Genomic DNA, 3171 nt, shown 5'->3' on the forward strand with positions numbered 1-3171 from the left:
CCCAGCAGTTCGCGCAGCGTCGCCTCGGAGATCAGGCCCTGGGCGCGGGCGCGGATGGCGGTGGCGCGGGACAGGGTGCGGTAGCTGTCCGCGGTTTCCTGCGGATCATCGGCCAGGGATTCAACGTGGGCCTGCACGGTGCCCACATCCCCGCGCGCCACCGGGCCGGTGAGCAGACCGGCCCCGGAACGCAGCGCATTGTCCAGGCTGGCGCTCATCAGGGCACGCAGCGTGTTGCCCGGCTCCTGCACCCCGATGCGCCGCAGCAGGTCCATGGACTGGGCGGTGATGGTGTTCAGGTGGTTGGCCCCGTGGGCCAGGGCCGCATGGTAGCTGGTGCGGTCGGCCTCGGCGATGGTGACCGGCTCACCGCGCATCTCCACCACCAGCGCCTGGGCGACCGGCAGCATCGGCTCGTCGGCGGTGACCGCGAACGCGCAGTCGGTCAGCCGCTCCAGGTCCAGGCTCATTCCGGTGAACGTCATGGCCGGGTGGATGGCCAGCGGGAACGCGCCGGCGGCACGCACCGGTTCCAGGATGCGCGTGCCGTAGCGTCCGGCCGTGTGGGCCACCAGCTGCCCGGCCACGAAGTGCCCGGCGGCGGCCAGCCCGGCCACCAGTTCCCCCAGCACGTCGTCGGGCACCGCGAACAGCACCAGTTCGCTGCGCCGCAGGATCTCATCCGGGGGCAGCACCTGGGCGTCGGGCAGCAGGGCGCCGGCCCGTTCCCGGGAGGCCTCGGACACGGCGTGCACCCCGGTGATGTGGTGCCCGGCCGCGGCCAGCGCCGCACCGAGCACGCTGCCGACCCGGCCGGCGGAGATGATTCCAATTCCTAGTCGTGGAGCGTGCACTGTCTACCTTTCGGCCGCTCGGTGCGCCTGGGCCTCGAACAGTTCGAGCGCCTGGCGGCTGTCTATCTGGTGGGCGTAGCCCATGATGCTGCCCCCGGCCGAGTGCACCCGCACCCCGGCCAGCCCGCGGCGCCGCTCCAGCGGCCCCTGGTGCCAGGTGACCCCCTGGATCCGCCGGTGCGGGATGAAGCTGGCCACCCGGGCCAGCCAGCCGTAGCGGGTGATCAGCACCGTGTCGGTGTGCAGGTACCCCTGGTGCCGCCACGCCCCGGGGGAGATCAGCCGGGCGCTGGCCGGGGAGGTGGTGAAGCCGTGGTGCGCGCCGGTGGACAGCGCCGTGTGCAGCACGGCGCGCTGTTCGTTCACGCCCAGATCCGGCAGCAGGATCCACATCACCTGGCACACCGAGTCGAAGTCGCCCACCGGCATCACCAGGGTTTCGCTCTCCGCGCCCTCCCCCAGGCCCAGCGCGTTGACCTCGATCCGGTACCAGCCCAGCGGCCGCCACAGGGCCGGGGCGCTGATCTTGACCGCCTGCACCCGCCCGGCGGGGATCGACTGCTGGCGGGTGTCGGCCAGCCCGCGGCTGATCCGCAGCCCGGTGTCGGTGTTGGAGGCGGTGAAGTTCCAGGAGTTGTTCAGCTCCTTGTACAGCCAGCCGCCAAAGCCCAGCAGCGCCGGAATCACCCCGGCCAACGCACCGGCGTTGCCCAGCAGCACCATCACGGCGAAGAACAGGGCGAAGAGCAGGCCCACGATGGTGGGGATGCGCAGCAGCAGGGAGCCAAGCAGCCGCCCGGCCGGGACCCGGGAGACGATCAGCTGCCCGGTGTCCGCCGCCGGGGCCGGGTGATCGGCCGTGCCGGTCTGCGGGCCGGGCGCCGGCGGGGCGGAGCCGTGGCGGGCGGCGTGGGCGCGGTCCAGGATGACCCCGCGCAGCCGGTGCGCGTCGGCCTTCTTCAAGAACGCCAGGCGCATCACCGAATCGGAGCCGTCGGCCACGTCAAAGCGCAGTTCGGCCAGGCCCAGCAGCCGGGCCACCAGCGGCTGGGCGATGTCGATGGCCTGCACCCGTTCGATGCGAGCCTGCTTCTGGCTGCGAAAGAGCATCCCGGAGTTCACGTACACGTGCGTTTCACTCAGCCGGTAGCGGGTGAAATACCAGGACAGGGCGTAGAAAACCAGGATCACCAGCAGCGCCGCGGAACCGATCGCCGCGGTCCAGCCCAGCCGGGGGCCCTCGAAGCGTTCGGACCAGGACAGTTCGTCGGTGTTCGTGTAGTAGACGTAGATCAGCCCAACGATCGCCAGCCAGCCGTGCACGAACGGGCTGGCCGGGTGCACCCGCTGCCACGGCCCGCTCATAGCCCGATCATCTTCTCTTCACCGGCCGCCACCAGCCGTTCGCGCAGCTGCTGGCCCTCCCGGGCCGGGATCCCGGGGATCACCGCGGTCGCGGCCCCGGCGGCGGTGTTCACCGTCAGCCGGCACAGCCCGTAGCGCCGCTCCAGCGGCCCGGAGCTCATCTCCACGTACTGCAGGCGCCCGTAGGGGATCACCACGCGTTTGCGGAACAGCACCCCGGAACGCACCACCAGGTCCTCGGCGCGTTCACTGTAGCCCAGGGCGCGCACCCGGCGCCGGATCAGCGCCAGCGCCCACAGCGCGATCCCCAGCACGAGCAGCGGCGGGAGCACCACCAGCCACCGGGGCACCTGCACCCCGAACAGCGCCAGCCCCAGCGGCACCAGCGCAATGATCAGGTACAGGGCGGTGTTCGCCAGCCAGGTCAGCAGCCGGACCTTGAAGTAGGCGGGGTCCACCGCGGTGAAGTCAGTCGGTGGCATATCCTTGGGCTCCATCGGCATCCTCGTCGTCGTCCTGCGGGGGCAGCTTGCACAGGTGCTGGACAATGAACCCGATGACCACCATCAGCACCCCGGCCCCGGCCAGCACGACCGCCCGGGTGGCGGTGGGACTCGGGCCGCTGGCGCCCAGCAGCGCCGCCATCAGGCTCAGGTGCCACCCGGCGATCACCGCCCCGGCGTACGCCCCGGCCTGGGCGAGCACCAGGATGCGGGCCGCGGCGATTGGCTCCACCCGGTGCCGGGTGCGCCCGGCGGTGAACAGCTTCACCCGGATCCCCAGGATCAGGGTGATCACCGAGACCGCGGCCATGGAAAACAGCGCCGAATACTCCAGCACCGGGGCCATCATCCCGCGCCCGCTCATCACCAGCATCAGCGCGTAGCCGATCACCGCGCCGGCGACGGCGCACAGGGCCAGGGGCAGGAAACGCAGTGTGCTCATAGCCGGA

General features: G+C 71.6%; 4 protein-coding genes. All 4 read right to left on the minus strand.

Annotated features, from left to right (window positions below):
* Positions 1–854: Rossmann-like and DUF2520 domain-containing protein (locus tag RCJ92_RS15425; RefSeq protein ID WP_446755064.1), on the minus strand; the 854-nt coding region annotated here is incomplete at its 3' end.
* Positions 855–857: 3 nt separating this feature from the next.
* Positions 858–2219 carry a PH domain-containing protein gene (locus tag RCJ92_RS15430; protein ID WP_138173097.1) on the minus strand — a complete coding sequence of 454 codons (1362 nt, stop codon included), beginning with the start codon at positions 2217–2219 and terminating at the stop codon, positions 858–860.
* Complete coding sequence (locus RCJ92_RS15435; protein WP_171021076.1) at positions 2216–2701, minus strand: PH domain-containing protein; 486 nt, start codon at positions 2699–2701, stop codon at positions 2216–2218. Before RCJ92_RS15435 ends, RCJ92_RS15430 begins: the two co-directional genes overlap by 4 nt.
* On the minus strand, positions 2688–3171 hold a 484-nt coding region (locus tag RCJ92_RS15440), incomplete at its 5' end, for a DUF3180 domain-containing protein (RefSeq protein WP_446755065.1). The genes RCJ92_RS15440 and RCJ92_RS15435, both read right to left, overlap by 14 nt.

This window comes from Glutamicibacter sp. BSL13 (genome assembly GCF_052928425.1).

Excerpts from the sequence above, each read along its gene's own strand:
- RCJ92_RS15430 (WP_138173097.1), bottom strand. The coding sequence starts at position 2,219 with ATGAGCGGGCCGTGGCAGCGGGTGCACCCGGCCAGCCCGTTCGTGCAC.
- RCJ92_RS15435 (WP_171021076.1), bottom strand. The coding sequence starts at position 2,701 with ATGCCACCGACTGACTTCACCGCGGTGGACCCCGCCTACTTCAAGGTC.